25 protein-coding genes, 5 tRNA genes and 2 rRNA genes are annotated in these 26,328 nt (G+C 39.3%); 8 read left to right on the top strand and 24 right to left on the bottom strand.

Annotation, left to right across the window (positions count from 1 at the left end):
• Nucleotides 1–134: 134 nt before the first annotated feature.
• Both gyrB and AT683_RS02240 read right to left on the bottom strand, forming a co-directional pair.
• Nucleotides 135–2,555, bottom strand: coding sequence for a DNA topoisomerase (ATP-hydrolyzing) subunit B (gene gyrB / locus AT683_RS02245; protein ID WP_038440502.1), 2,421 nt, complete (start codon nucleotides 2,553–2,555; stop codon nucleotides 135–137).
• Between the two features lie 125 nt (nucleotides 2,556–2,680).
• Nucleotides 2,681–4,993 (bottom strand): Tex family protein, encoded by a 2,313-nt coding sequence (locus AT683_RS02240; RefSeq protein ID WP_038440501.1) that lies wholly within the window; start codon nucleotides 4,991–4,993, stop codon nucleotides 2,681–2,683.
• Between the two features lie 95 nt (nucleotides 4,994–5,088).
• Between AT683_RS02240 and greB the strand changes: the two genes are divergently transcribed.
• Entirely contained in the window at nucleotides 5,089–5,565 is a 477-nt protein-coding gene (greB, locus tag AT683_RS02235) for a transcription elongation factor GreB (protein ID WP_011272114.1), read from the top strand.
• A 69-nt stretch (nucleotides 5,566–5,634) separates the two neighbouring features.
• On the opposite strand, the gene fabR is transcribed toward greB, so the two are convergent.
• Nucleotides 5,635–6,252, bottom strand: coding sequence for an HTH-type transcriptional repressor FabR (gene fabR / locus AT683_RS02230; RefSeq protein WP_005629669.1), 618 nt, complete (start codon nucleotides 6,250–6,252; stop codon nucleotides 5,635–5,637).
• Nucleotides 6,252–7,157 (bottom strand): DNA-binding transcriptional regulator OxyR, encoded by a 906-nt coding sequence (oxyR, locus tag AT683_RS02225; RefSeq protein WP_005649559.1) that lies wholly within the window; start codon nucleotides 7,155–7,157, stop codon nucleotides 6,252–6,254. Before oxyR ends, fabR begins: the two co-directional genes overlap by 1 nt.
• A gap of 122 nt (nucleotides 7,158–7,279) precedes the next feature.
• Here oxyR and pgdx point away from each other — a divergent pair, with 122 nt between their 5' ends.
• The gene (gene pgdx / locus AT683_RS02220) at nucleotides 7,280–8,005 is read left to right on the top strand and encodes a hybrid peroxiredoxin PGdx (RefSeq protein WP_005649562.1); all 726 of its coding nucleotides are present in this window, start codon (nucleotides 7,280–7,282) and stop codon (nucleotides 8,003–8,005) included.
• A gap of 91 nt (nucleotides 8,006–8,096) precedes the next feature.
• On the opposite strand, the gene AT683_RS02215 is transcribed toward pgdx, so the two are convergent.
• A complete protein-coding gene (locus AT683_RS02215; RefSeq protein ID WP_005649565.1) occupies nucleotides 8,097–8,318 on the bottom strand; it encodes a SlyX family protein in 222 nt (73 codons plus the stop codon).
• A 97-nt stretch (nucleotides 8,319–8,415) separates the two neighbouring features.
• On the opposite strand from AT683_RS02215, the gene fkpA reads away from it, so the two are divergent.
• From fkpA to AT683_RS02190, 5 genes are all read left to right on the top strand, one after another.
• Nucleotides 8,416–9,141 carry an FKBP-type peptidyl-prolyl cis-trans isomerase gene (fkpA, locus tag AT683_RS02210; protein ID WP_005657915.1) on the top strand — a complete coding sequence of 242 codons (726 nt, stop codon included), beginning with the start codon at nucleotides 8,416–8,418 and terminating at the stop codon, nucleotides 9,139–9,141.
• Nucleotides 9,142–9,230: 89 nt separating this feature from the next.
• Nucleotides 9,231–9,896 (top strand): helix-turn-helix transcriptional regulator, encoded by a 666-nt coding sequence (locus AT683_RS02205; protein WP_005660943.1) that lies wholly within the window; start codon nucleotides 9,231–9,233, stop codon nucleotides 9,894–9,896.
• A complete protein-coding gene (gene tusD, locus AT683_RS02200) occupies nucleotides 9,896–10,276 on the top strand; it encodes a sulfurtransferase complex subunit TusD (RefSeq protein WP_005660941.1) in 381 nt (126 codons plus the stop codon). The genes AT683_RS02205 and tusD overlap by 1 nt, the downstream gene beginning before the upstream one ends.
• On the top strand, nucleotides 10,273–10,632 hold the full coding sequence (gene tusC, locus AT683_RS02195; protein ID WP_038440499.1) for a sulfurtransferase complex subunit TusC: 360 nt from the start codon (nucleotides 10,273–10,275) through the stop codon (nucleotides 10,630–10,632). The genes tusD and tusC overlap by 4 nt, the downstream gene beginning before the upstream one ends.
• 8 nt (nucleotides 10,633–10,640) lie before the next feature.
• The gene (locus AT683_RS02190) at nucleotides 10,641–10,928 is read left to right on the top strand and encodes a DsrH/TusB family sulfur relay protein (RefSeq protein WP_005649577.1); all 288 of its coding nucleotides are present in this window, start codon (nucleotides 10,641–10,643) and stop codon (nucleotides 10,926–10,928) included.
• Between the two features lie 130 nt (nucleotides 10,929–11,058).
• Here AT683_RS02190 and tuf read toward each other — a convergent pair whose 3' ends face one another.
• The 5 genes from tuf to AT683_RS02165 all read right to left on the bottom strand — a co-directional run bounded on the left by tuf (nucleotide 11,059) and on the right by AT683_RS02165 (nucleotide 12,733).
• The gene (tuf, locus tag AT683_RS02185; protein WP_005667564.1) at nucleotides 11,059–12,243 is read right to left on the bottom strand and encodes an elongation factor Tu; all 1,185 of its coding nucleotides are present in this window, start codon (nucleotides 12,241–12,243) and stop codon (nucleotides 11,059–11,061) included.
• 104 nt (nucleotides 12,244–12,347) lie between these two features.
• Nucleotides 12,348–12,423, bottom strand: a tRNA-Thr gene (locus tag AT683_RS02180).
• Between the two features lie 3 nt (nucleotides 12,424–12,426).
• Nucleotides 12,427–12,501 (bottom strand) — tRNA-Gly (locus tag AT683_RS02175).
• A gap of 42 nt (nucleotides 12,502–12,543) precedes the next feature.
• Nucleotides 12,544–12,628, bottom strand: a tRNA-Tyr gene (locus AT683_RS02170).
• A gap of 29 nt (nucleotides 12,629–12,657) precedes the next feature.
• Nucleotides 12,658–12,733, bottom strand: a tRNA-Thr gene (locus tag AT683_RS02165).
• Nucleotides 12,734–12,948: 215 nt separating this feature from the next.
• Between AT683_RS02165 and coaA the strand changes: the two genes are divergently transcribed.
• The gene (coaA, locus tag AT683_RS02160) at nucleotides 12,949–13,872 is read left to right on the top strand and encodes a type I pantothenate kinase (protein ID WP_005655205.1); all 924 of its coding nucleotides are present in this window, start codon (nucleotides 12,949–12,951) and stop codon (nucleotides 13,870–13,872) included.
• A 90-nt stretch (nucleotides 13,873–13,962) separates the two neighbouring features.
• Here the strand turns inward: coaA and rseB are convergent, their stop codons facing one another.
• The 14 genes from rseB to AT683_RS02090 form a co-directional block, all read right to left on the bottom strand.
• Entirely contained in the window at nucleotides 13,963–14,910 is a 948-nt protein-coding gene (gene rseB / locus AT683_RS02155) for a sigma-E factor regulatory protein RseB (RefSeq protein ID WP_011272115.1), read from the bottom strand.
• A 79-nt stretch (nucleotides 14,911–14,989) separates the two neighbouring features.
• Nucleotides 14,990–15,565 (bottom strand): sigma-E factor negative regulatory protein, encoded by a 576-nt coding sequence (locus AT683_RS02150; RefSeq protein WP_011272116.1) that lies wholly within the window; start codon nucleotides 15,563–15,565, stop codon nucleotides 14,990–14,992.
• Nucleotides 15,566–15,589: 24 nt separating this feature from the next.
• Complete coding sequence (gene rpoE / locus AT683_RS02145) at nucleotides 15,590–16,159, bottom strand: RNA polymerase sigma factor RpoE (protein ID WP_005655198.1); 570 nt, start codon at nucleotides 16,157–16,159, stop codon at nucleotides 15,590–15,592.
• 108 nt (nucleotides 16,160–16,267) lie between these two features.
• Entirely contained in the window at nucleotides 16,268–16,525 is a 258-nt protein-coding gene (locus AT683_RS02140) for an FAD assembly factor SdhE (protein ID WP_005672506.1), read from the bottom strand.
• 89 nt (nucleotides 16,526–16,614) lie between these two features.
• Nucleotides 16,615–17,001: a large-conductance mechanosensitive channel protein MscL gene (gene mscL / locus AT683_RS02135; protein WP_005651263.1), complete on the bottom strand. Its 387-nt coding sequence runs from the start codon at nucleotides 16,999–17,001 to the stop codon at nucleotides 16,615–16,617.
• Nucleotides 17,002–17,073: 72 nt separating this feature from the next.
• Nucleotides 17,074–18,450, bottom strand: a complete 1,377-nt coding sequence (gene trkA / locus AT683_RS02130) for a Trk system potassium transporter TrkA (protein WP_005655192.1) — start codon at nucleotides 18,448–18,450, stop codon at nucleotides 17,074–17,076.
• Between the two features lie 12 nt (nucleotides 18,451–18,462).
• Nucleotides 18,463–19,815: a 16S rRNA (cytosine(967)-C(5))-methyltransferase RsmB gene (rsmB, locus tag AT683_RS02125; RefSeq protein ID WP_011272117.1), complete on the bottom strand. Its 1,353-nt coding sequence runs from the start codon at nucleotides 19,813–19,815 to the stop codon at nucleotides 18,463–18,465.
• Entirely contained in the window at nucleotides 19,815–20,771 is a 957-nt protein-coding gene (gene fmt, locus AT683_RS02120) for a methionyl-tRNA formyltransferase (protein ID WP_011272118.1), read from the bottom strand. Before fmt ends, rsmB begins: the two co-directional genes overlap by 1 nt.
• A 100-nt stretch (nucleotides 20,772–20,871) precedes the next feature.
• Nucleotides 20,872–21,381, bottom strand: coding sequence for a peptide deformylase (gene def, locus AT683_RS02115; protein WP_005630900.1), 510 nt, complete (start codon nucleotides 21,379–21,381; stop codon nucleotides 20,872–20,874).
• 189 nt (nucleotides 21,382–21,570) lie between these two features.
• Nucleotides 21,571–21,993, bottom strand: coding sequence for a YbjN domain-containing protein (locus AT683_RS02110; RefSeq protein WP_005667551.1), 423 nt, complete (start codon nucleotides 21,991–21,993; stop codon nucleotides 21,571–21,573).
• Nucleotides 21,986–22,171, bottom strand: coding sequence for a hypothetical protein (locus AT683_RS02105; protein ID WP_011272120.1), 186 nt, complete (start codon nucleotides 22,169–22,171; stop codon nucleotides 21,986–21,988). Before AT683_RS02105 ends, AT683_RS02110 begins: the two co-directional genes overlap by 8 nt.
• A 255-nt stretch (nucleotides 22,172–22,426) precedes the next feature.
• A 5S ribosomal RNA gene (rrf, locus tag AT683_RS02100) occupies nucleotides 22,427–22,542 on the bottom strand.
• 244 nt (nucleotides 22,543–22,786) lie between these two features.
• A 23S ribosomal RNA gene (locus AT683_RS02095) occupies nucleotides 22,787–25,902 on the bottom strand.
• A 270-nt stretch (nucleotides 25,903–26,172) separates the two neighbouring features.
• Nucleotides 26,173–26,248 (bottom strand) — tRNA-Glu (locus AT683_RS02090).
• Nucleotides 26,249–26,328 lie beyond the last annotated feature (80 nt).

The following is a 26,328-nucleotide window of genomic DNA, read 5'->3' as shown; positions in this document are numbered from 1 at the left end:
TTGAGAAAATGAGTGCATTTAGTTTACTCACTTAAGTTCAAAAAACCAATAGTAATCCTTATATGAAATAACAAGATAAACAAAGAAAGGGCATCTAAATGCCCTTTCAGTCATGAATATAAATAGACGAAAATTTACACGTCCAGATTTGCTCTTAACGCATTCAGCTCAATGAACTCACGACGTGGCTCAACTTCATCTCCCATTAAGGTCGTGAAGAGTTGATCTGCTGCAACAGCATCTTTAATAGAAACTTTCAACATACGACGTGAATTTGGATCCATTGTGGTTTCCCAAAGTTGATCTGCGTTCATTTCACCAAGCCCTTTATAACGTTGTACTTCAAGGCCTTTACGAGATTCTTTCACCAGCCATTCAACGGCTTGTTCAAAACTACGTACTGGTTGTACTTTTTCGCCACGAATAACATAAGCACCCTCTTCTAATAAACCATTGAGTTGTTTATTAAGAGAAACAATTTTCGCGTATTCATTGCCGTGAACAAAATCAAAATTCAAGAAATAATCAGTATCAATACCGTGTTTGCGAACAGTAATCACCGCTTCATACACTTGGCGTTCCGCATTAAATTGTGTACGCACTGAATATTGATGCGCTTCTGTTTCTTTTGCAGTCAGTTGTTCAACAAAAGATTTACCCCAATTTTCAACCGCACTTTCGTTTTTCATCATTTCAACAGAAATTGGCGACTGATAAATTAATCCTTGCAACACTGGAGTTGGGTAATGACGGTTTAAACGACCGATAAGTTTTTGTACGCTGTTATATTCTGCCACCAATTTTTCAAATACAAGGGCATTCATTGCTGGTGCATTTGCACTGATATGTAATTCTGCGCCATCTAACGCAAGGGTTAATTCATATTGCTCCATTTCATCCGCATCTTTAATGTAGCGTTCTTGTTTTCCTTTTTTCACTTTGTAAAGTGGCGGCTGAGCAATGTAAACATAACCACGCTCAATCAGCTCAGGCATTTGACGATAGAAAAACGTTAAAAGCAATGTACGTATGTGAGAACCATCCACATCAGCATCGGTCATAATGATAATATGATGATAGCGTAATTTATCAGGGTTATATTCATCACGACCAATACCACAACCTAAAGCAGTAATTAATGTGCCCACCTCTTGGGAAGACAACATTTTGTCGAAACGTGCTTTTTCTACGTTTAATATTTTACCTTTCAATGGCAAAATTGCTTGAGTTTTACGATCACGACCAACTTTTGCAGAACCACCCGCGGAGTCCCCCTCCACCAAGTAAAGTTCAGAAAGTGCAGGATCTTTTTCTTGGCAGTCTGCAAGTTTACCTGGTAAACCTGCAATATCTAATGCCCCTTTACGGCGCGTCATTTCACGCGCTTTACGTGCTGCTTCACGCGCACGAGCAGCCATAATAATTTGGTTTACAATGATTTTTGCATCTGTAGGATTTTCTAATAAATATTCCTGCATTTTTTCATTCATCGCTGATTCCACCGCACTTTTAACTTCTGAAGACACGAGTTTGTCTTTCGTTTGCGATGAGAATTTTGGATCTGGCACTTTAACTGAAATAATCGCCACTAAACCTTCACGTGCATCATCACCTGAAGTCGCCACTTTTTCTTTTTTCAGCATGCCTTCGTTTTCCATATAGCTATTTAAGCTACGGGTTAAAGCTCCACGAAAACCAGCTAAGTGAGTACCGCCATCACGTTGAGGAATGTTATTGGTAAAGCAATACACGTTTTCATTTACACCATCATTCCACTGCAATGCAACTTCTACGCCGATGCCATCTTTCTCAGCGGTAAAATAAAATGGCTTTGGATGAATTGGGTTTTTATTTTTGTTCAAATATTCTACGAATGCTTGAATACCGCCTTCATAATGGAAATGATCTTCAGATCCATCACGTTTATCGATTAAACGAATAGATACGCCAGAATTCAAGAAAGAAAGCTCACGTAAGCGTTTTGCTAAGATTTTGTAATCAAAGGTTGTGATAGCAAAAATATCTGAGCTTGGCCAGAAACGAACCGTTGTCCCCGTTGCCTCTGTTTCGCCAATCACTGTTAATGGCGATTGAGGCTCCCCTAAATGATAAAACTGCTCGTGAACGTGACCTTGACGACGAATGGTTAATTGTAACTTATCAGAAAGCGCATTCACTACAGATACGCCCACGCCGTGTAAACCGCCCGATACTTTATAAGAGTTATCGTCAAATTTACCGCCTGCGTGAAGCACAGTCATAATAACTTCTGCTGCAGAAACGCCTTCTTCAGGATGAATATCCACAGGAATCCCGCGCCCATCATCTTGCACCGATACAGAATTATCATCGTGAATTGTCACGATAATATCGGAACAATGGCCAGCGAGGGCTTCATCAATGGCATTATCCACCACTTCAAATACCATATGGTGCAAACCAGTACCGTCATCGGTATCGCCGATATACATACCTGGACGTTTACGCACCGCATCAAGGCCTTTTAATACTTTAATGCTCGATGCACCATAGTTATCATTGGTCGTTTCTGACATAATTTATCTCATTCTTTTGTAAATAAAAATTGGGCGAGATTATAGCAAAAAATCGCCGTTTTGGCGATGCTTTTCGGGAAAGGAAAACGATAAAAAAAGGGCGAATAATTTCGCCCTATAACTTGTTATTTTTTCCAATTTTTTAGTGCATCAGCAAAGGCATTGCCCATCGCATTATTACCTCTTGAATTACGCGCCTCTCGTTGCATATTTCCACGAGGTCTTGCGGATAAAGTGCGGTCAGATTTGCTATCATTTTTGACCGCACTTTCATCTAATCGCATCGTCAATGCAATGCGTTTACGCAGCACATCCACTTCTAACACTTTGACTTTTACAATGTTGCCTGTTTTTACCACTTGGAGGGGATCTTCCACGAATTTATCGCTTAATGATGAAATATGCACTAAACCATCTTGATGAACACCAATATCCACAAATGCGCCAAAATTAGTTACATTAGTCACTGTTCCTTCTAAAATCATTCCAGATTTTAAATCCGTTATTTCTTCCACGCCCTCAGCAAATACAGCGGTTTTGAACTCGCCACGTGGATCACGCCCTGGTTTTTCCAACTCTTTGAAAATATCTTGGACGGTCGGTAAACCAAATTGCTCATCAATGAATTGTTTTGCATCAAGCTGACGTACCACACCCGCATTACCCATTAAATCTTGAATAGATTGCGCGGTAGCTTGCAAAATTTTTTCGACCACAGGATAAGCTTCTGGGTGAACACCTGAAGCATCAAGTGGATTTTTCCCTTCAGCAATACGCATAAAGCCTGCACATTGCTCAAAGGCTTTTGGCCCTAAACGTGGCACTTTTTTCAATTCGCTACGACTTTCAAAACGACCATTTTCATCACGATATACCACAATGTTTTGCGCTAAGGTTTTCGTCATTCCAGCCACGCGAGCGAGCAATGGTGCGGATGCCGTATTCAAATCCACACCTACTGCGTTTACACAGTCTTCCACTACTGCATCGAGTTTACGTGCAAGTTGGGTTTGGTTTACATCATGTTGATATTGCCCTACACCAATGGCTTTCGGTTCGATTTTCACTAATTCTGCCAATGGATCTTGTAAACGACGCGCAATTGATACCGCACCACGTAAAAATACATCTAAATTCGGGAATTCATTTGCCGCAAATTCAGAAGCTGAATAAACGGACGCGCCAGCTTCACTCACCACAACGGTTTGTGGCTTATTTTCTTTAATTTCTTTAATCACGTCTTTCGCAAAACGTTCTGTTTCACGAGAAGCCGTACCATTACCAATGGCAATTAATTCCACGTTATGTTTGCGGATTAAGCTGAAAATCGCCACTTGTGCTTCAGCTTCACGCCCCGTGTGTGGATAAATGGTAGTGGTATCTAATAATTTACCTGTGTTATCCACCACCGCGACTTTAACACCTGTACGTAAGCCTGGGTCCAAGCCCATAGTACTTTTCGCACCAGCCGGTGCCGCCATTAAAAGTGCGGTCAGATTTCGAGCGAAAACATCAATGGCTTCTTCTTCCGCTTTTTCACGTAAACTTGCCATTAATTCCGTTTCTAAATGCAACGAAACTTTGATTTTCCACGTCCACGCAATCACTTGCTCACGCCATTTATCTGCTGGCTGTCCCGTGAAACGCACATCTAAATAATCACGAATAATCTCTTCACAATAGCTTTGGCGACTTCCTTCTTCCGCATCAGGATCAGCATTTAAACTTAATTGTAAAATGCCCTCATTACGTCCACGGAACATAGCCAATGCACGATGAGAAGGCACATTTTTCAATAATTCTTGATGATCGAAATAATCTTGGAATTTTGCGCCTTCCGTTTCTTTGCCTTCGATCACTTTTGATACGATAACGGCATTTTTTGCTAAATAATCACGAACTTTCGCTAATAAACCTGCATCTTCAGCAAAACGTTCCATTAAAATATAGCGTGCACCATCAAGGGCTACTTTGGTGTCTGTCACGCCTTTATCAGCATCCACAAAGGAAAGTGCGGTTGATTCTGGATCATTTTTTGGCTCATTCCAAAGTAAATTAGCCAATGGCTCAAGACCAGCTTCAATGGCAATTTGCCCTTTGGTGCGACGTTTAGGTTTGTACGGCAAATATAAATCTTCTAATTCGGTTTTGCTTTGTGTCGCATGAATTTTGTCACGCAATTCATCGGTCAATTTTCCTTGCTCTTCAATAGATTTCAAGATGGTTTGACGACGTTCTTCTAATTCACGTAAATAAATTAAACGGGTTTCAAAATGGCGAAGCTGGGTGTCATCTAAGCCCCCTGTGGCTTCTTTACGATAACGGGCGATAAATGGAATGGTGTTGCCATCATCTAATAATTGAATGGCAGCAAGAATTTGTTGGGGTTGAACGGTTAATTCTGCCGCAATAATTTGGCTAATTTGTTGATTTAACATTGTCGTACTTCTTTATTATAAAAAAACGAAGATAGAATACTGGTTTTAGTGGGCTGGCTCAAATATAATTCAAAAAACTTTCTTTTATTTTTATTATGGCAAAATCAAATTATATTACCCGTCAAGGCTGGCTTGTGCTTGACCAAGAACTCAAGTTTTTGTGGAAAGAAGAACGCCCAAAAGTCACTCAAGCCGTTTCAGATGCAGCTGCGCTAGGCGATCGTAGCGAAAATGCCGAATATATTTATGGTAAACGTCGTTTACGTGAAATTGATCGCCGCGTGCGTTTTTTAACTAAAAGATTGGAAGTGCTACAAATTGTCGATTACAACCCAAAGCAAGAGGGAAAAGTTTTCTTCGGTGCGTGGGTGGAATTAGAAAATGAAGAAGGTGAAATTAAGCAATACCGTATCGTCGGTTGTGATGAATTTGCCCCTGCGAAAAATTGGATATCCATTGATTCCCCAGTTGCTCGAGCTTTAATCGGAAAAACATTAGACGACGAAGTGCGGGTAGAAACGCCATCAGGATTTATTACCCTTTATATAAATAAAATTTGGTATGAAAAATAACTTGGAAGAATAAAAGATAGCAAATACCTAAGCACAAAGAGAAAACTAATAGGCTAGATATAAACTATCTTACTTGCCTCTTTCCTTATTCGCTGCAAAATCAGCACCTTTTGCAAGCATTCTCAACTGCAAAATCACACGAGCTTTAAGTTGCTCACGCTCAGCTTTACTCATATCTAAAGCATTCGCCCCTGCAGTGAATACGATTGTTACGATGCCTTCCGCTTGAACATAAGCAACATATTGCGAATATTGATGTTTGTAGGAAATATATTCTGCTAACTCATCAACAAAATGCTTAATTTCGCGTGCTGCCGCAGTACGAAAAGCTTGAGAAGTGCCTGAACTTTCGCGTAATAACAAGCGAAAAACGTTCGTGCTATTAGTAATAAATTCAAAAAATGTATCCACAGAAACAGAAATAACACTACCGCCCGCATCAATACGTTTACGCGCTTGACGCATTAATTGGCGCAACATCAAACCTGCTTCATCCACCATTTCTAAGCCAAGTTCATCCATATCACTAAAATGGCGATAGAAAGAGGTAGGCGCAATACCAGCCTCGCGCGCCACTTCTCGTAAACTTAAATTAGAAAAACTTTTTTCTGCGCTAAGTTGATTAAATGCTGCATCCACTAAAGCGCGACGAGTCTTTTCTTTTTGAACAGCACGAACACCAGCCATTATTTCAACCCATCTAGAATAGATTTAACTTCATCGCTGACCGCACTTGCCACACGCTCATAACGATTACGTAATGGCGAACCAGGACGATAAACCAACGCAATGGTGCGTGATGGCTCTGGCGAATAACAAGGAATATATTTCACACCTTTGCGCGTACCTTCATTCAGTACCGCTAATTCAGGCATAAAAGTGATACCAGCATTCGCTGCCACCATATTGCGCAAAGTTTCAAGACTAGTTGCTTGGAAATGGGAATTTTCTTTTGCACCAGCAGTGAAGCAATAATCTAGCGCTTGATTACGCAAACAATGACCATCATCAAGCATTAACATTTCTTGACCATTTAATTGGTTCATTGGAAGTTTACTTTCTTGAGCCCAAGGATGATGCTCTGATACGGCGAGTAACATTTTCTCGTTGAAAATAGGTACTTCAATAAAAGCCTCAGTTTCTGGAACAGTGGCAACGATAGCACAATCTAAACGCCCCGTTTCCAATTGTTCTAATAATTGATGCGTTTGCGCTTCATAAAGAAACACTTCTAAATCAGGGAATGCCGCTTTTAACATTGGCACAATATAAGGGAGCAAATAAGGACCAACCGTTGGAATTAAACCGATGTGTAATGGCCCGGTCATTTCTTTACCTTGATTACTCGCCATTTCTTTCAATAATTTTACTTCTCGAAGAACTGTACGAGCCTGATCAACCAATAACATCCCAGATTGAGTAAACAACACTTTACGGCTAGTACGTTCTAACAAAATAATACCAAGCTCATCTTCTAACTTACGAATTTGCCCACTTAATGTTGGTTGACTCACATTACAAGAATCGGCAGCACGGCGGAAATGTTTATATTCAGATAAGGCAACAAGATATTCTAGATCACGGATATTCATGAGATTTTCCCTATAGAAAAATTCAATTAAAAGAATAGAATTAATTGATTATGACTATATCATAATTTTCCCTATAATACAGCACGTAAAATTTAAATTAACAACCAATAGGAGAAAAAACAATGTCTAGTATGGAAGGAAAAAAAGTCCCTCAAGTGACATTCCGCACTCGTCAGGGTGATAAATGGGTTGATGTAACTACCTCAGAGTTATTTGATAACAAAACAGTGATCGTGTTCTCATTACCGGGCGCATTCACTCCAACTTGCTCATCATCACACTTACCACGTTACAACGAATTAGCGCCAGTATTCAAAAAATACGGTGTAGACGATATTCTTGTTGTATCTGTAAATGATACTTTCGTAATGAACGCATGGAAAGAAGATGAAAAATCTGAAAACATCACTTTCATTCCAGATGGTAATGGTGAATTTACCGAAGGCATGGGTATGTTAGTTGGTAAAGAAGATTTAGGCTTCGGTAAACGTTCATGGCGTTATTCTATGCTTGTGAAAAACGGCGTAGTTGAAAAAATGTTTATCGAACCAAACGAACCAGGCGATCCGTTCAAAGTATCCGATGCTGACACTATGTTGAAATACCTTGCACCACAACACCAAGTGCAAGAGTCTATTTCAATCTTTACAAAACCTGGCTGTCCTTTCTGTGCAAAAGCAAAACAACTTTTACACGATAAAGGCTTAAGCTTTGAAGAAATCATATTAGGTCACGATGCAACAATCGTGAGCGTACGTGCAGTTTCAGGTCGTGCTACTGTTCCACAAGTGTTTATCGGTGGTAAACACATTGGCGGTAGCGACGATTTGGAAAAATACTTTGCATAAGCAGGCAAGTATTTAGCTGATTATTATTTGAGAATGTAATTTAAAGGGCGCATTAAGCGCCCTTTTCATTTGTACGAATTTATTGCAAAAATCAATAATGGGGCGGTGGCGTTTCTTCAGATTGACTTGCAATGTTAGACGGTTGAAAGTCTTTTAATTTATTTGCCATATAACGCAATTGGACTTGCATTTTATCTATATCAAATTGCTGTTGAACTAAAGCGTGATTTAATTCATCTAATAACTGTTCCTGAAATGCAATTTTCATTTCAAGTTCTTCGATGCGATTTTCTAACATTTGTTGAATTTGCATAAATTTTCTCTAAATTCTAAAAAAAAGTTGAGAATAGATAGAAAGCCATTTAATCTATTCCCTGTATTATTCCATTCATTATAAAGGATTAACTTATATGTTAAAAATTCAAAAATTATCTATTGCAGCATTAATGGTAAGTGCGGTGATTTCTGGCCAAGTTTTTGCAGAAGATAACACATTCGATGAGAAAGCGGCATCTTATGCAGTAGGTACGTTAATGGGCAGTCAAATGAAAGATCTTGTTGATTCCCACAAAGAAGTCATTAAATATGATAATGCGCGTATTTTAGATGGCTTAAAAGATGCTTTAGAAGGCAAAGTGGATGTTCGTAAAGATGAAAAAATCCAAAAAACCTTAGAATCTATTGAAGCAAAATTAGTGGCTGCATCAAAAGCAAAAGCAGAAGCGATTGCTAAACAAGCAAAAGAAGAAGGCGATAAATTCCGTGCTGAATTTGCTAAAGGGAAAGATGTAAAAACGACGCAATCTGGTTTAATGTATAAAATTGAAAGTGCAGGTAAAGGCGATACAATCAAATCAACGGATACCGTTAAAGTACATTACACGGGTAAATTACCAAATGGAAAAGTATTTGATAGCTCTGTCGAGCGCGGACAACCTGTAGAATTCCAACTTGATCAAGTAATTAAAGGCTGGACTGAAGGTCTTCAATTAGTGAAAAAAGGCGGAAAAATTCAATTAGTTATTGCACCTGAATTAGGCTATGGCGAACAAGGTGCTGGTGCATCTATTCCACCAAATTCAACATTAATTTTTGATGTGGAAGTATTGGACGTCAATCCGAAATCTGAAAAATAATGGATAAGTTTAATAGCGCGCGTTCTTTAACGCGTGCTTTTTATTATAAAAAACGAGCGGAATTTTTACCGCACTTTTAACCTAACGCTATGACATTAAACGATAAATATCCTTTCACTGATGAAGATCAGGCTATCATAAATTCCTACAAAGCAGTCGTTGATGGTGTCAGCGCGCTGATTGGCGAGCACTGCGAAATAGTGCTTCATTCTCTGGAAAATATTGAACATTCTGCTATTTGTATTGCCAACGGACATAACACTAATCGGCAAGTTGGTTCGCCAATCACCGATCTTGCCTTACGTTCGCTCCGAAATATGCAAAGCGAAAGTGTTTCAAAGCCTTATTTTACACGAGCAAAAGGCAGCGTACTGATGAAATCAGTTACTATTGCCATTCGTAATAAAACTCAACGTATTATTGGTTTGCTTTGCATCAATATCAATTTAGATGTACCCATGTCTCAATTTTTGCAATGCTTTATGCCAACGGAGCATACGAATGAAACATCTTCAGTGAACTTTGCGAATTCAGTGGAAGACTTGGTTGCGCAGACTATTGAAAAAACAATAGAAGAAGTCAATACGGATCGCGCTGTTGCCAATAATACTAAAAACCGACAAATCGTCCTTTCTCTTTACGAAAAAGGCATTTTTGATATTAAAGATGCGATTAATTTAGTCGCAGAACGCTTAGATATTTCCCGACATACGGTTTACCTGTACATCCGCCAAATCAAACAAGAGCAAGAATAATGCGCTATGTTATCGCCGTCAAAAGCCCTATTTACGGAAAACAAGGGGCATTTTTAGCTTATCAATTTGCAGATGCCTTAATCAAAAAAGGACACGAAATCTCACAGATTTTTTTCTTTCAAGATGGAGTGAGTAACGGAAATGCATTAGTGTATCCAGCCAATGATGAAGTTAATTTACAAAAACATTGGCAAATGTTTTCCATCACCCACAATGTTCCTTTGCATTTATGTGTTGCGGCATCTCAAAGACGAGGTGTTGTTGATAACTTAACTACACCAACTACAGCTCACTACAATCTTGCAGAGGGATTTATAATTGCAGGTCTTGGAGAATTTATAGCAGCAAGTTTAAACGCAGATCGAGTAATAACCCTATGAAGATAGCCTTTTTATTTCGCACATCTCCACATGGCACATCCATTTCACGAGAAGGCTTAGATGCAATTCTTGCCGCGACAGCTTTTTGTGAACCCAATGATATTGGGATATTTTTTATCAATGATGGCGTATTAAATCTTATCGATAACCAACAACCCGAAATCATTCAACAAAAAGATTTCATTAGAACCTTTAAATTATTAGATTTATATGATGTAGAACAACGCTTTATCTGCACAGCGTCTTTGCAGAAATTTAAATTAGATAATAGAGAACTTATCCTATCTTGTGAAAAAATTAACCGCTCTTTATTGCTAGAAAAGCTTAATCAAGCAGAAAAATTGTTTACTTTCTAAGGAATATTATGCTTTATACATTTTCTCAATCAGATTATCCCAAAACTGAACTCGATGACTATTTTTCATATATTACAGAAAAAGATGCGGTAGTACTGTGGCAAGACGGTGTGTTATTGGCAATAAAATATCCTGATTATTTTGCCAAATGTAAAGGGAATTGCATGATATTAAAACAAGATATTTTAGCAAGAAATCTCACCGCACTTTTACCTCAAAGCAGCAAGATAAAATTAATATCAATAGAAGAACTTGTTGGAATCACTGAAAATTATTTACCACAGCTATCACTATAAAAATCAAATAATTTAGTAAATACTCAAGCAAAGTATCAGATATAGAATAAAAAAATGCGGAGAATTTTCTCCGCACTTTTCTTTTTACTTCTTCTGTCTTTTATCTTTAAGACATTCAAGAGTTCATCTATTATTTGATGATTTTCGCAACAACGCCTGCACCTACTGTACGGCCACCTTCACGGATTGCGAAACGTAAACCTTGATCCATCGCGATTGGGTGGATTAAGCTTACTGTCATCTTGATGTTATCCCCTGGCATTACCATTTCCACGCCTTCTGGTAATTCGATAGTACCAGTCACGTCTGTTGTACGGAAATAGAATTGTGGACGGTAACCTTTGAAGAATGGAGTATGACGACCACCTTCATCTTTTGATAATACGTACACTTCTGATTCGAAGTCAGTGTGTGGTGTGATTGAACCTGGTTTCGCTAATACTTGACCACGTTCGATTTCTTCACGTTTGGTACCACGTAATAATGCACCGATGTTTTCACCTGCACGACCTTCGTCAAGTAATTTACGGAACATTTCAACACCAGTTACAGTAGTTTTCGCTGTATCTTTGATACCGACGATTTCTACTTCATCACCTGTACGGATGATACCACGTTCTACACGACCTGTTACTACAGTACCACGACCTGAGATTGAGAACACATCTTCGATTGGAAGAAGGAACGGTTGGTCAATCGCACGTTCTGGTTCTGGAATATAAGTATCTAAGTGGTTTGCTAACTCAAGGATTTTTTCTTCCCATTCTGCTACGCCGTTTAACGCTTGTAATGCTGAACCACGTACGATTGGTGTATCGTCACCTGGGAAGTCATATTGAGATAGAAGTTCACGAACTTCCATTTCTACTAATTCTAATAACTCTTCGTCATCTACCATGTCGCATTTGTTTAAGAATACGATGATGTATGGAACACCTACTTGGCGACCTAATAAGATGTGTTCACGAGTTTGTGGCATAGGACCATCTGTTGCTGCTACTACTAAAATAGCACCATCCATTTGAGCCGCACCAGTAATCATATTTTTAACATAGTCGGCGTGTCCCGGACAGTCTACGTGTGCGTAGTGGCGAGTCGGTGTATCGTATTCAACGTGTGAAGTGTTGATGGTAATACCACGCGCTTTTTCTTCTGGCGCGTTATCAATTTGGTCAAATGCACGCGCTGCACCACCGTAGTGTTTTGCTAATACGGTTGTGATTGCTGCTGTTAAAGTTGTTTTACCGTGGTCAACGTGGCCGATTGTACCCACGTTTACGTGCGGTTTTGTACGTTCAAATTTTTCTTTAGACATTGAAATAGTCCCTCTAAATAGACACGGTTATCGATGGGTAAATTAAACCACATTAACCAATAAATTTATTTGCTGATTGATATAAGGATGAGGAATTATAAGACTGGTGCTGATAGGCGGATTTGAACCGCCGACCTCACCCTTACCAAGGGTGCACTCTACCAACTGAGCTATATCAGCGTCTGGAGCGGGCAGCGGGAATCGAACCCGCATCATTAGCTTGGAAGGCTAAGGTAATAGCCATTATACGATGCCCGCAAGTCCTAAATTCGTCTGTCCCATCAGGATCCATCTAAAAGATGGTGGAGGGAGAAGGATTCGAACCTTCGAAGGCTGAGCCAACAGATTTACAGTCTGCCCCCTTTGGCCGCTCGGGAACCCCTCCACACTAAATGAATACTTGATACGAAAGAATGGTGCCGACTATCGGAATCGAACTGATGACCTACTGATTACAAGTCAGTTGCTCTACCTACTGAGCTAAGTCGGCGTGTCGTAAGCAAGTGAGGCGTATTATATGGAAAAAACTTTAACTGACAAGTATTTTTTATAAAAAAGTTTATTTTTTTGATTATTCGTTTAAATCACAATCAAAAAAGTGATTTTTTAATCAAATTAGTGCACATTTAATGAAAAATGAATGCTAAATTTTTATTTATAGCGTATATTTTTCTCCAATTGTCTATTTGACTCAATAATATCTCAATGAATCTAACCCCTTTTTTAAGTTTTAACCGCAAACAATGGGCAGAATTGCGTAAATCTGTCCCCCTAAAACTTACAGAACAAGATCTTAAACCGCTTTTAGGTTTTAATGAAGAGCTATCTTTGGATGAAGTCAGTATGATTTATTTACCATTAGCTCGTTTAATTAATTATTACATTGACGAAAACCTTCGCAGACAAGCTGTTTTACACCGTTTTTTAGGGCGTAATAAAACAAAAGTACCTTATATCATTAGCATTGCAGGTAGCGTAGCGGTAGGGAAAAGCACTTCAGCACGAATACTCCAATCACTTCTTTCCCATTGGCCAGCGGAGCGCAAAGTAGATCTTATAACTACTGATGGTTTTTTATATCCATTAGAAAAACTAAAAAAAGATCATCTTTTACACAAAAAAGGTTTCCCTATTTCTTATGATACGCCCAAACTTATTCATTTTTTAGCTGATGTGAAATCTGGCAAAACTGAGGTGGAAGCACCAATCTATTCGCATTTAACCTATGATATTATTCCTGATAAATTTAATGTGATAAATAAACCTGACATTCTTATTTTAGAGGGCTTGAATGTACTTCAAACAGGTAATAATAAAACCAATCAAACATTCGTATCAGATTTTGTTGATTTCTCTATTTATGTTGATGCAGAAGAAAAATTATTGAAAGAATGGTATATCAAACGGTTTCTGAAATTCCGCGAAAGCGCATTCAACGATCCTAATTCTTACTTTAAACATTATGCCAATTTATCGAAAGAAGAATCCATTACCACCGCTAGTAAAATTTGGGATGAAATTAACGGGTTAAACCTTAATCAAAATATTCTTCCAACTCGTGAGCGAGCAAATCTAATTCTAAAAAAAGGTCACAATCACCAAGTAGAATTAATAAAATTAAGAAAATAAAAATTCGCACGTAAAAACGTGCGAATCTTAGTCAATGCCTAACTCAAAATCAGTTATTGATAAAAATATCGTAAAAAATTACCGCACTTTTTATCTAAATTTGACTTCTTGTACAATGCGTTTTGCCGTCGAGATTGGTAATTGCCCAATAAAAGTAATTTCTTTTCCTCCGATGACCTCGCTATAAATCGTATAAGCCCCTTGTTTCCAAGTATTTTCTGGTAGGTCATTAGAGCTTACATTAGAGACAAACAACGTAAAAGTAAATAAGCCATCACTATATAATGCGCTATCTATGATTTCATTTTCTAATATTTCTTGAGTATATCGAATTAAAGAAAAACCTTGTGGCAACCAACCTGCAGACCAAGTTATATCTGAACTTTGTTCATTTTTACTTTCTTTCAATAAAGGGGGCAATGATACCTTGTTAATATAATCCGTTAATCCTCTCAATCTGTCATCGATGTAAAGTGTTACAACTCTAAATTGATCAAGTAGCTTGCCTTCGCGATCAAGCATATCACTGCGTAATAACAAGCCATTTTCTTCATCGATAAACACCAAATATTGATACCGAAAATCATCTTTAGGAACAATTCTAATCGTATCAGCGAAACGCCCAGCAACGCGATCTTTACCTAATTTTACGAAATCATAATCAGAAGAAAGCTTATCAAAATTTGCACGCACAACCGCAGGCATCGCATCAACTATATTGCCACTATTAAGCGTAAATGCTTGAGCATTTGGCTGAAAATAACTGACTAAATTATCACGTTGAATAATTTCTTGCTGGCGACCATCTAAAGTAACTAATTGTGCGTAGGTTTTGTTATCTTGTTTGATATGTCGATAACGAAATGAATCCATATTTGCTGGAGTAGTTTGCACAAAGGCAATTTCATAATTGAGATTATCCAATGCTTGTGTCATTTTATCTAAAGACTGCTTCGCAGAAAGCTCTTCAGCAGAAGCAATGCTACTTAATAGCAAAGAAAGAGAAAGTGCGGTAAATTTTAATGCGATTTTTTTCATAGAAATCTAAAGGATAAAAATTCACCACACTAAATAACAATTAGGTGGTGAATCAATAATCTGAACAAAGGAAACCAATTTATCTTACTTGACTGCTAGCATCAGAGTGCATACGACGTTGCAATTCATAGTTTTGCAACATTGCACCAATACGACGACTTTTTTTCTCAAGCTGATCTGAAGTCAATGTATCTTTACTTGGCGCATTATAGCTAACCTCTTGAACCGCATTATTAAATGGCAAGGTTTGCAATACTGGAGCCTCAGGTAAATTAGACGCTTCGTTTTTACTATTGAAAGATTGAACACCAAGTACTGCCACTAAACATACACCAGCAGCAACAGCAACTTGCGTCATTGGCGCAAAAAATGCCTTTAATTTTTGCATAAATGCAGAATTATGTGCATCTTCTGGTTCAGGTTGAGACACCGCAATGACATCGACTTTCTTCACGTCTTCTAACTCAATCAAATCTGCCATTTTAGCGGTAAAATCCCCCCCTAAAAAGACCGCACTTTCTTTACGCATTACTGAACGAACGGTATGAAATGAATGCCAAGACGCTTGTAATTCTTCGTCTCTTAATAAAGCATCTGTCAAGTCAGTTTTGACTTGTTCGCCATCCATATAGGCTGAAAGCTGCTCTTTTTGCATAGTAAACTCCAATTTTTATTCGCTCTACATTAGAGGTTGAATTTTATTTTCGATCATTTCCCTTGCTCGGAAGATTCGGGAACGAACCGTACCAACAGGACAATCCATAATTTCTGCAATCTCTTCGTAACTTAAACCTTCTAGCTCTCGTAACGTAATCGCGGTTTTTAAATCTTCTGGTAAGTTATGAATAGTATCAAAAACAATTCTTTCTAACTCACTAGACAACATTTCATTTTCGGGTGTATCCACATCCCGCAAGTGCGTACCCACATCATAATTTTCAGCATCTTCTGCCAAAATATCTTCATTTGGTGGACGGCGACCTTGAGCCGTTAAATAATTTTTTGCCGTATTAACGGCAATTCGATAAAGCCATGTATAGAAAGCACTTTCGCCACGAAAAGATTCAATTGAGCGATAAGCTTTTATAAAGGATTCTTGCACCACATCAGGAATATCGTTACGTGATACATAGCGAGTCAAAAGCCCCGCCACTTTATTCTGATAACGCGAAACCAACAAATTGAAGGCTTTCTTATCCCCTTGCTGCACTCTTTCTACCAAAGCCTGATCTGTTAGCTGTTCAGCCATATTTCTCCTATGCCAATATCTAACACGCCTTAATATTCAAGACAGCAAGCTCTTGCTGCAATCTCAGACACAGGTGTGTGAAAAAAGTTCATACGTATCTTAATAATTTTAATTAGTTGTGATTTTTTGTACGTTTTGGATATACTCTACCATAGATTGAATTTCTGAATCTGATGATTTACCACGATTAAAAAACCAAGAAAACAGCTGCAGATCTGTACTTGCTAATAAACGAATAAATATATCTTTTTTGTCATCTGTTAATTCATCAAAATGCTTCAAATAAAAAGGCATTATGATTTTATCTAACTCTAACATTCCTCGGCGACAATCCCATTCAATGCGAAGTTTATTATATTTTTCCATTTTATTTCCCTAAAATTGAGGGCTGATTATAGCTTAAAAAATAGTAATAAAAAAAGTCAGCATTTCTGCTAACTTTCATTCTTTAAATATTATTTATTCTTTAATAAATCACGGATTTCAGTAAGCAATGTTTCTGCCTTTGGTGCAGTTTTTTTCTCCTCTGGTTTTCTTACCTTATTGATTACTTTGATCATCATAAAGATTGCAAAAGCAATAATAATAAAATCAATCACATTTTGAATAAACAAACCATAATTTAAAGTAACAGCAGGAACATCGCCTTGTGCTTGTGCTAATACAAATTTCATGTCTTTGAAATCAATACCACCAGTTAAAATCCCCAACACGGGCGTAAAAATATCACTAACAAGTGAACTTACGATCTTGCCAAATGCGCTACCAATAATCACACCGATAGCCATATCTACGACATTGCCACGCATTGCAAATTCGCGAAATTCTTTAATAAAATTCATAATAATGTTCCCCTTCAAAAATTACATAAAAAGAGCGACTATTATAATAAATCACTCTGAAAAGTAAAAAAACTAAATAAAGAATGCGCTTGGTTGGAATAATTTCTCAATTTCTGGCACATTTTTCTTATCACTTAAATAAATCACTATATGATCGCCTTCTTCAATAATCACTTGACGACGAGCAATAATTACATCATTCCCTCGTAATAAAGCACCAATAATGGTTCCCATCGGCAAACGCAACTCACCAATTTTTCGCCCTACTATATTTGAAGTATTCACATTACCGTGTGCAACAATTTCAATGGCTTCGGCAATGCCATGTCGTAATGTTGCCACATTTTTTACATCGCCTTTACGCACGTGACCTAACAAAGCAGAAATCGTTACTTGTTGTGGAGAAACCGCAATATCAATCGTGCCTCCCTGAATAAGATTAATATAAGCAATCCGTTGAATCAGTACCATTGCTTTTTTCGCACCTAAACGCTTGGCTAACAAAGCTGACATAATATTCGCTTCATCGTCGCTACTTAATGAAAGAAATACATCCACACTTTCAATATGTTCTTCAAAAAGCAAGTTTTGGTCTGAGGCATCTCCATTAAATACTAACGTTTTTGGCAACTTTTCTGCTAAGGCTTGCGCTCTGTTTGAATCTCGTTCAATAAGCTTTACAGTACAAGAATTTTCCAAACGTTTTGCTACGCCAAAAGCAACATTTCCTCCACCAACAATCATTACTCGCTTATAAGGTTTCTCCAAACGTTGTAACTCTCCCATTACCGCCTTAATATGTTCAGTAGCGCAAATAAACGTGATTTCATCGCCAGCTTCTACAATGGTTGAGCCTTGTGGACGAATCGGTTTGCCATTACGTAAAATAGACATAATACGACAATCAATATGTGGCATATGTTCGCGAAATGCGGAAAGTGCATATCCAACCAAAGCCCCCCCATAATAAGCTTTCACTACAACAATACTAATACGATTATTGGCAAAATGGGCAACTTGTAATGCGCCTGGATAAGCAATTAAACGCGTAATTTCATCAGTGACAAGATTTTCAGGCGAAATTAAATGATCAATAGGTATATTTTCATTGTTGAACAACTTGTCTTTTTCACGTAAATATTCTGAATTACGGATACGTGCAATTCGCGTTGGCGTATTAAATAATGTATAGCCCATTTGGCAAGCGACCATATTGATTTCATCGGAGGCTGTCACGGCAACCATTAAATCGGCATCTGCCGCGCCTGCGTCACGAAGCACTTTTGGAGATGATGGAGAGCCTTGTACCACACGCAAATCGTGCTTTTCTTGCAATGTTTGTAACTGAGGAGATTCATTATCCACTAAGGTAATATCGTTATCTTCACTGACTAAGTTTTCTGCAAGCGTCGTTCCTACCTGACCTGCACCCAAAATGATGATTTTCATTATCGCTCTCCTTTATGCTCGTTTAAGCAATTTAGCATAATAGAACCCATCGCCACTATTTGGTTGCGGAATGAATTGAAAACCCACCGCACTTTTATCATCACTAACAGGTAATGGCAATAACTCCGCATCTGCGTGAGCATTTAAAAATGCTTGGATTTGTTCGCAATTTTCTTCTGGCAATACAGAACAAGTCGCATAAAGCAAAACACCGTTTGGCTTCAGTTTTTCCCAAAGTGCACTCAGGATTTTCTTCTGTAATTCGACAAGCTGAGCGATATCGGTTTCTTTGCGTAACCATTTTATATCGGGGTGGCGTCGAATTACCCCTGTAGCAGAACAAGGTGCATCAAGTAAAATTCGGTCAAATTTCACCGCACTTTTACCAATTTCAGCTAACCATTCGTCAGGTTTACTCGCATCGCCGCAAACCACTATCGCTTGCTGATTTAAACGTGCAAGATTTTCTTCTACTCGTTTTAAGCGATGAGATTCTACATCTAATGCAATCACATTAGCTTGAGGTGCCAGTTCTAAAATATGGGTCGTCTTACCACCGGGTGCAGCGCAAGCATCAAGGATCCATTCCTCATTTTTAGGCTCAAGCAACATTGCCGCCCATTGCGCACTCAAATCTTGTACCGTTACAGCACCTTCTTCAAAGTGCGGTAATTTTTGCACCGCAATCGGTATATCTAAACATAGCGCATTAGGATGGTGACTTGTTTTTGCAGAAATACCTTGTTCCTCAAGTAAAGTGCGGTAAGTTTCGAGGGCATTTTTTTGTGAATTCACACGTAGCCACATTGGTGGTTTCTGATTGTTCGCCTCAATGATCTCACGCCAATTCGGATAGGCTTTTTTTAATTTATTCACGAACCATTCAGGATGAAGCGTTTGCCAATTTTTATCGATAATTGCCAAAATTTCATCTTGTTCACGTAAAAATCTACGCAAAACCGCATTCACTAATCCTCTAAAACTATCAGATTTTAATGATTTTGTTGCGTTCACAACTTCATCAACTGCCGCATGAGCAGGCACTCGCATATAAAGCAATTGGTATAACCCTACAAGTAACAGGCAATGAACAATGCGAGTTTTACCTTTAAGCGGCTTATCCACAAGACGTTTGATAATTTGCTCTAAGCGAGGCAATACTCGACACACGCCAAAACAAATTTCTTGTAGCAAGGGCAAATCTTGGGCTTTTACAGAAAGTTGCACTTCTGGAATTAACGCCGACAAGGATTTACCTTCATCCAATGCTTGCAAAATTAAGTTTGCTGCAATAGCCCTGGTCGAAAGTGCGGTCATTTTTACTGAATTTTTTACTTTGATAGTTTTAGAAGAAAATTTTTTCATTATGCAAGCACCTTACCAATAGTAAACCATTCTGCACGGCCATTTAATAAATCTTGTGCAGACATAGGCTTTTTACCTGCAGGTTGTAATTGCAATAAGTTTAAGACGCCATCGACAGTCGCAATTTGAATGCCATTTTTATCCGCACTTAAAATAGTTCCCGCTGGTTTATCTTGATGAGGCAACACTTCCGCTTGATACACTTTTAAAGTTTGTGCATTGCCATCCTTGTCTTCTGTTGAAAAATAGGCAATTGGCCAAGGATTAAAAGCGCGGATATTACGCTCAAGTTGCATTGCAGGAAGTGACCAATCTAATTGTGCCTCTTCTTTGGAAAGTTTTTCTGCATAATTACTTTGGCTGCCATCTTGTTTTTCCGCTATAAATTTACTGTTTTCAAGATTATCTAAAACATCGATTAATACTGATGGAGCAAGCTCTGCCAGTTTGTTATAAAGACTCGTTGAAGTTTCAGTCGGTAAAATATCACAATAGACTTTATGTAACATATCGCCTGTATCTAAACCTTCATCCATTTGCATAATGGTTACACCCGTTTGTACATCGCCAGCCCAAATTGAACGCTGAATTGGTGCTGCACCTCGCCAACGTGGAAGAATAGAACCATGCACATTCAAACAACCTAAACGAGGGGCATCTAATACAGCTTTCGGTAAAATTAATCCATAAGCGACAACAACCATTACATCTGCATTTAACGCTTTTAATTCAGACTGTGCTTCTTCTTTACGTAAGGATTTAGGTTGATAAACGGGAATGTTATTTTGCTCAGCAAGTTGCTTGACAGGACTTGCTTGCAATTTCTTACCGCGACCAGCTGGTTTATCAGATTGCGTATAAACAGCGATCACGTTATGTTGAGAATTTAGAATGGCTTGTAAATGCTGTGCAGCAAAATCTGGCGTACCCGCAAAAATAATATTAAGTGATTTCATAATGTCCTACGTTATGGTAATTGATAGGAAAAAGGAAGTAGGGTGGGCTTAAGCCCACCGTTTTTTGAAATGATTGCTGGGCTAAAGCCCACCCTACGTTTTAGCTTTTCGCAATCTGCTTCTTGTATTTAATCAACTTTTCTTTAATACGTTGGCGTTTAAGTGGAGAAAGATAATCAACAAATAAAATTCCATTAAGATGATCGATCTCGTGCTGAATACAGATCGCAAGCAAACCATCCGCATCTAAAGTAAATTCTTTACCATCACGATCTAACGCTCTCACTGTCACTTTTTCTTTACGAGGAACCAACGCACGGAACCCTGGAATGGATAAACACCCCTCTTCAATTCCCGTTTCGCCTTCTGAAGCCAAAATTTCAGGGTTAATCAAAACAAACTGATTCTGTTTATCGCCTTCAACATCAATAGTAATAATACGTTGCAAAATATCCACCTGAGGTGCAGCTAAACCAATACCTTTCTCTTGATACATCGTATCAAACATATCATCAACAATTTTACGAATTGCATCATTAACTTCAGTAACAGGCTCACAGACAACCTTTAAGTGATCATCAGGATAAATTAATACATTAAGTGCGGTCATAATTTCTCTTGTTTTTAAGGGTAGAATTTTAGCGGGATTATAGCACAGCTAAGAAAGAATGTGTAGAAAAGCCCCAAATGGGGCTTAGATTAATACTCGAATTTGGGAGACTTTTTTAATTCCCTCTAAGACAGATGTAAAATAACCTGCAGCATATTTGATTTGATCTTAGGATATGGAACTAATAACTTACCAAAATTCTTTCTTAGCTAATCCATTTAATAAAGAAATATCTGATAGTCCTTGAATAATTTGAGACTTAGTTACACCATTACCATCATTGCGCAAAAGAAGCTCGATTCCTAATTTATCATCATCTGTTAAATAAAATTTTCCGAGTCTATAATCAATATTTATTTTATTCACTTTTCTTAATGAAAAGCGGTTCTCATCATCGTCATACATGATAAAAAATTGAATATCACCTCCATCATGGGGAACAACTACAACATTCGTACCTTGTAATCTAAACACCAAAAAATTATCTTGTATTACATTAATAGAATAACCTTCTTCCTTAAGAATATCTACGATTTCAGATACAGAATATTGATTATCAATACCTTTAATTTCTCCTTTATCAGAAAATAAAGAATTAAAGAAATTACTCATAAATTCCCCCTCCATTTGGATTTCGTGTTGCCGTAATAGATGATTTATCACGCATTTGTGCACTGAGATCTGTAGAATAAGAGAATTGATCCATTGAATTGGTTAAATCATACTGGTACTTATTACCAGAGCTATCTTGATATATTTTCTTACCATTTTCAAAAATTGGGATAAGCATACACTTTTCTCCTGCTTTAAGTTCATTATAATGAGAGTAAATTGATTATTTTTTATTCTATCTTAGTAAATAAGGTACTGGTGTAAGGACAAGAGGTATCCCCGTCTCTGCCCAGTATTGCTATTGAGTAATCGGTAAACACAAATACTGTTTTACTAATTTTTTGAAATTTAAAGATAGAAAAACCCCCAGCCTTTCGACTGGGGGTTCTTATCTTTTATTCTACTCTGCTTTATTCTATTTATGTATTTGCTAACCTGGCGGTGCCCTACTCTCACATGGGGAAACCCCACACTACCATCGGCATTACAGCGTTTCACTTCTGAGTTCGGTATGGTCTCAGGTGGTTCCACCGCACTATCGCCGCCAGGATAATTCTTTGATAACTCGTCTTTTCTCTTTTATCTCTCGTCTCTTTTATCTCTCGTTACTCAGTCTTTCCTCTACCTTTCACTCGTTCTTATTGGTCACAAGCTGAACTCAATTTTCTCTCTATTAAGTCTTCTATATTTACTTTTCTTTGTTTAGTCTTTTACTTCGGTTTCCGCTCTACTTTTATTTGCTTCGCTTTTCATCTCTTACTTCACTTAGCTCCCAAAAACACTTGAGCGTTGTATAGTTAAGCCTCTCGGGCAATTAGTATCTGTTAGCTCAATGTATCACTACACTTACACACCTGACCTATCTACGTCGTAGTCTACAACAACCCTTACTGACTTAAAGTCAGGGATGACTCATCTCTTGGCAAGTTTCGTGCTTAGATGCTTTCAGCACTTATCTCTTCCGCATTTAGCTACCCAGCAATGCCTCTGGCGAGACAACTGGAACACCAGTGATGCGTCCACTCCGGTCCTCTCGTACTAGGAGCAGCCCCAATCAATCATCCAACGCCCACGGCAGATAGGGACCGAACTGTCTCACGACGTTCTAAACCCAGCTCGCGTACCACTTTAAATGGCGAACAGCCATACCCTTGGGACCTACTTCAGCCCCAGGATGTGATGAGCCGACATCGAGGTGCCAAACACCGCCGTCGATATGAACTCTTGGGCGGTATCAGCCTGTTATCCCCGGAGTACCTTTTATCCGTTGAGCGATGGCCCTTCCATTCAGAACCACCGGATCACTATGACCTACTTTCGTACCTGCTCGACTTGTCTGTCTCGCAGTTAAGCTTGCTTATACCATTGCACTAACCTCACGATGTCCGACCGTGATTAGCAAACCTTCGTGCTCCTCCGTTACGCTTTGGGAGGAGACCGCCCCAGTCAAACTACCCACCAGACACTGTCCGAGACCACGTTTCGTCATCTTCGTTAGAACATCAAACGTTAAAGGGTGGTATTTCAAGGTCGCCTCCACAATGACTGGCGTCACTGCTTCAAAGGCTCCCACCTATCCTACACATCAAAATTCAATGTTCAGTGTCAAGCTATAGTAAAGGTTCACGGGGTCTTTCCGTCTAGCCGCGGGTACACCGCATCTTCACGGCGATTTCAATTTCACTGAGTCTCGGGTGGAGACAGCCTGGCCATCATTATGCCATTCGTGCAGGTCGGAACTTACCCGACAAGGAATTTCGCTACCTTAGGACCGTTATAGTTACGGCCGCCGTTTACTGGGGCTTCGATCAGGTGCTTCTCTTGCGATGACACCATCAATTAACCTTCCAGCACCGGGCAGGCATCACACCCTATACGTCCACTTTCGTGTTTGCAGAGTGCTGTGTTTTTAATAAACAGTTGCAGCCAGCTGGTATCTTCGACCGGTTCAACCTTCGCCCGCTAGGGACTACAATCTACGCCGGCGCACCTTCTCCCGAAGTTACGGTGCTATTTTGCCTAGTTCCTTCACCCGAGTTCTCTCAAGCGCCTGAGTATTCTCTACCTGACCACCTGTGTCGGTTTTCAGTACGGTTTAGTAAAGCCTTTCGCTTAGTGGCTTTTCCTGGAAGTGTGGTATCAGTTACTTCAGCTCCGTAGAGCCTCGTCATCATCTCTCTGTGTTAAGGAAGTCCGGATTTGCCTAAACTTCCCACCTACCAACTTAAACGCACATATCCAACAGTGCGATAACCTAACCTACTCCGTCCCCACATCGCAGCTTTACCAAGTACAGGAATATTAACCTGTTTCCCATCGACTACGCTTTTCAGCCTCGCCTTAGGAGCCGACTCACCCTGCCCCGATTAACGTTGGACAGGAACCCTTGGTCTTCCGGCGAACGGGTTTTTCACCCGTTTTATCGTTACTTATGTCAGCATTCGCACTTGTGATACGTCCAGCTAACCTCTCGATTAACCTTCATCCGCTTACACAACGCTCCCCTACCCAACAGGCGTATCACTAATAATCCTTACTTCAAAAATACCCCGACTCAACGTTCGGGTTGCTTGAACAACCTTTCATGCCGCTTCGCGCCATTCTAGCTTGTTAATCGTAAGGCGTATTAGTGATACGCCTGATGCCGCAGCTTCGGTGCTATATTTCAGCCCCGTTACATCTTCCGCGCAGGCCGACTCGACTAGTGAGCTATTACGCTTTCTTTAAATGATGGCTGCTTCTAAGCCAACATCCTAGCTGTCTAAGCCTTCCCACTTCGTTTCCCACTTAATATAGACTTGGGGACCTTAGCTGGCGGTCTGGGTTGTTTCCCTCTCCACGACGGACGTTAGCACCCGCCGTGTGTCTCCTGAGTATCACTCTTTGGTATTCGTAGTTTGCATCGGGTTGGTAATCCGGGATGGACCCCTAGCCGAAACAGTGCTCTACCCCCAAAGGTGTCACCTCAAGGCTCTACCTAAATAGATTTCGGGGAGAACCAGCTATCTCCCGGTTTGATTGGCCTTTCACCCCCAGCCACAAGTCATCCGCTAATTTTTCAACATTAGTCGGTTCGGTCCTCCAGTTAGTGTTACCCAACCTTCAACCTGCCCATGGCTAGATCACCGGGTTTCGGGTCTATACCTTGCAACTATTCGCCCAGTTAAGACTCGGTTTCCCTTCGGCTCCCCTATTCGGTTAACCTCGCTACAAAATATAAGTCGCTGACCCATTATACAAAAGGTACGCAGTCACCCCATCACTTAATCCCACTGCTTCTTTTGGGTGGTTTGACTCGCTTCGCTCCTCTTACCATTGTTTAAGTGCGGTTGCTTTTCATCACCTTCCAATCGGATTAAGTGATGGGGCTCCCACTGCTTGTACGTACAAGGTTTCAGGTTCTATTTCACTCCCCTCACCGGGGTTCTTTTCGCCTTTCCTTCACAGTACTGGTTCACTATCGGTCAATCAGGAGTATTTAGCCTTGGAGGATGGTCCCCCCTTCTTCAAACAGGATATCACGTGTCCCGCCCTACTTCTCGTTAGCTTAGTACCACAATATGGTTTTTAGATACGGGATTATCACCCTCTTTGATTGTGCTTCCCAACACATTCTCCTAACCATACTGTTATCACTTACTGGCTCTTTCGCTTTCGCTCGCCGCTACTGACGAAATCTCGGTTGATTTCTTTTCCTCGGGGTACTTAGATGTTTCAGTTCTCCCGGTTTGCCTCAACAAGCTATGAATTCACTTGTTGATAGTAGATTCTTCATCTACTGGGTTTCCCCATTCGGATATCTTGGATTAAACGCCTCTTATCGACTCATCCAAGCTTTTCGCAGATTAGCACGTCCTTCTTCGCCTCTGATTGCCAAGGCATCCACCTTGTACGCTTAGTCACTTAACTATACAACCTCAAATGTTTTCAATCACTTTAAGTTTTCACTTCAAAGTGCGGTCAATTTGATGCGTATTTTCATTCAACTAAACACTTGATTGCTTTTGTTCAATCAAGATTTTATGCAAAACAGGTTTTGTTTTTAGAGTTCCCTTTTCAGTTCCCTCCTCTCACTTTCCTATCTTGCCTACTCAGACTTTCTCTCGAAAATCTCTTGTTTTCAGCTTGTTTCCAATTTTTTAAAGAACAGTAAGACAATCTAATAAAGTTATCTTTAATTGGCGTCCCCACGGGGATTCGAACCCCGGTTACCGCCGTGAAAGGGCGATGTCCTAGGCCTCTAGACGATGGGGACATCAATTAAAGATACTCTATTTTCTTTTTATCTTTTAACGTTTATTTTTCAACGTTGCTTTCGCTTCGTTTTTAATCTTG

Source organism: Haemophilus influenzae, from assembly GCF_001457655.1.
GTDB classification, from domain to species: domain Bacteria; phylum Pseudomonadota; class Gammaproteobacteria; order Enterobacterales; family Pasteurellaceae; genus Haemophilus; species Haemophilus influenzae.
The sequence above is the reverse complement of the archived record's forward strand: the minus strand, read 5'-3'. Positions and strand labels throughout refer to the sequence as shown.

Bases quoted from the DNA above. Each gene is read 5' to 3' on its own strand.
- fmt (WP_011272118.1), bottom strand. From the start codon at position 20,771: ATGAAATCACTTAATATTATTTTTGCGGGTACGCCAGATTTTGCTGCA.
- fabR (WP_005629669.1), bottom strand. From the start codon at position 6,252: ATGGCTGGTGTTCGTGCTGTTCAAAAAGAAAAGACTCGTCGCGCTTTA.
- AT683_RS02205 (WP_005660943.1), top strand. From the start codon at position 9,231: ATGACATTAAACGATAAATATCCTTTCACTGATGAAGATCAGGCTATC.
- AT683_RS02105 (WP_011272120.1), bottom strand. From the start codon at position 22,171: ATGCTTATCCCAATTTTTGAAAATGGTAAGAAAATATATCAAGATAGC.
- oxyR (WP_005649559.1), bottom strand. From the start codon at position 7,157: ATGAATATCCGTGATCTAGAATATCTTGTTGCCTTATCTGAATATAAA.
- AT683_RS02240 (WP_038440501.1), bottom strand. From the start codon at position 4,993: ATGTTAAATCAACAAATTAGCCAAATTATTGCGGCAGAATTAACCGTT.
- tusD (WP_005660941.1), top strand. From the start codon at position 9,896: ATGCGCTATGTTATCGCCGTCAAAAGCCCTATTTACGGAAAACAAGGG.
- trkA (WP_005655192.1), bottom strand. From the start codon at position 18,450: ATGAAAATCATCATTTTGGGTGCAGGTCAGGTAGGAACGACGCTTGCA.
- greB (WP_011272114.1), top strand. From the start codon at position 5,089: ATGGCAAAATCAAATTATATTACCCGTCAAGGCTGGCTTGTGCTTGAC.
- coaA (WP_005655205.1), top strand. From the start codon at position 12,949: ATGAATCTAACCCCTTTTTTAAGTTTTAACCGCAAACAATGGGCAGAA.
- pgdx (WP_005649562.1), top strand. From the start codon at position 7,280: ATGTCTAGTATGGAAGGAAAAAAAGTCCCTCAAGTGACATTCCGCACT.
- rsmB (WP_011272117.1), bottom strand. From the start codon at position 19,815: ATGAAAAAATTTTCTTCTAAAACTATCAAAGTAAAAAATTCAGTAAAA.
- rpoE (WP_005655198.1), bottom strand. From the start codon at position 16,159: ATGGCTGAACAGCTAACAGATCAGGCTTTGGTAGAAAGAGTGCAGCAA.
- AT683_RS02140 (WP_005672506.1), bottom strand. From the start codon at position 16,525: ATGGAAAAATATAATAAACTTCGCATTGAATGGGATTGTCGCCGAGGA.
- mscL (WP_005651263.1), bottom strand. From the start codon at position 17,001: ATGAATTTTATTAAAGAATTTCGCGAATTTGCAATGCGTGGCAATGTC.
- def (WP_005630900.1), bottom strand. From the start codon at position 21,381: ATGACCGCACTTAATGTATTAATTTATCCTGATGATCACTTAAAGGTT.
- fkpA (WP_005657915.1), top strand. From the start codon at position 8,416: ATGTTAAAAATTCAAAAATTATCTATTGCAGCATTAATGGTAAGTGCG.
- rseB (WP_011272115.1), bottom strand. From the start codon at position 14,910: ATGAAAAAAATCGCATTAAAATTTACCGCACTTTCTCTTTCTTTGCTA.
- tusC (WP_038440499.1), top strand. From the start codon at position 10,273: ATGAAGATAGCCTTTTTATTTCGCACATCTCCACATGGCACATCCATT.
- AT683_RS02190 (WP_005649577.1), top strand. From the start codon at position 10,641: ATGCTTTATACATTTTCTCAATCAGATTATCCCAAAACTGAACTCGAT.
- AT683_RS02215 (WP_005649565.1), bottom strand. From the start codon at position 8,318: ATGCAAATTCAACAAATGTTAGAAAATCGCATCGAAGAACTTGAAATG.
- gyrB (WP_038440502.1), bottom strand. From the start codon at position 2,555: ATGTCAGAAACGACCAATGATAACTATGGTGCATCGAGCATTAAAGTA.
- AT683_RS02110 (WP_005667551.1), bottom strand. From the start codon at position 21,993: ATGAGTAATTTCTTTAATTCTTTATTTTCTGATAAAGGAGAAATTAAA.
- tuf (WP_005667564.1), bottom strand. From the start codon at position 12,243: ATGTCTAAAGAAAAATTTGAACGTACAAAACCGCACGTAAACGTGGGT.
- AT683_RS02150 (WP_011272116.1), bottom strand. From the start codon at position 15,565: ATGCAAAAAGAGCAGCTTTCAGCCTATATGGATGGCGAACAAGTCAAA.